1 protein-coding gene is annotated in these 452 nt (G+C 45.4%); it reads right to left on the bottom strand.

Features of this window, described 5'->3' with window-relative positions; genetic code table 11:
- Nucleotides 1-144: 144 nt before the first annotated feature.
- The coding region (locus tag EVJ34_RS15765) for a hypothetical protein (protein WP_161568929.1) at nucleotides 145-452 on the bottom strand (308 nt) is incomplete at its 5' end.

The following is a 452-nucleotide window of genomic DNA, read 5'->3' as shown; positions in this document are numbered from 1 at the left end:
TGCAAGGCCTGCATTCAGTAATGCCGTGCGCTATCGTGCGCTGAATATCACTTTCAACACTGTTACCTTGAATTTGGTTTTTCACTTCGTTGGCAAGATAAGGCGCGGAACCATTAGCAATCGCGGTAACAATATTGTTGCCCATTACACCTTGCGTAAATGCGGTGATGGCTTGGATTGCGCGGGTATATTTCCCCCCGTGCCAAAATCAGATCGGTTGGTATAATCCTGTAAGGCTTGCTGGAAGAGGTGATTTTGAATATCACGCTCAGTAACGTTATCGTTGGTTTCTGAAAGGGCTTGATAGAGATTGTCGTAGGCCGTATCAGAAAGATTATCGAGTTTTGAATCAGCTTTCGCTTGGTTCGTACCACGAATAGTATCAACCGTGGTGGCTAAGTCGATAACTTGCGCCCCAATTTCGCCCACTAATTCAAATATCTCGTCAGCTT

Origin of the sequence: Exiguobacterium sp. SL-9, assembly GCF_004336985.1 — a bacterium.
Classification (GTDB): Bacteria; Bacillota; Bacilli; order Exiguobacteriales; family Exiguobacteriaceae; genus Exiguobacterium.
The sequence above is the reverse complement of the archived record's forward strand: the minus strand, read 5'-3'. Positions and strand labels throughout refer to the sequence as shown.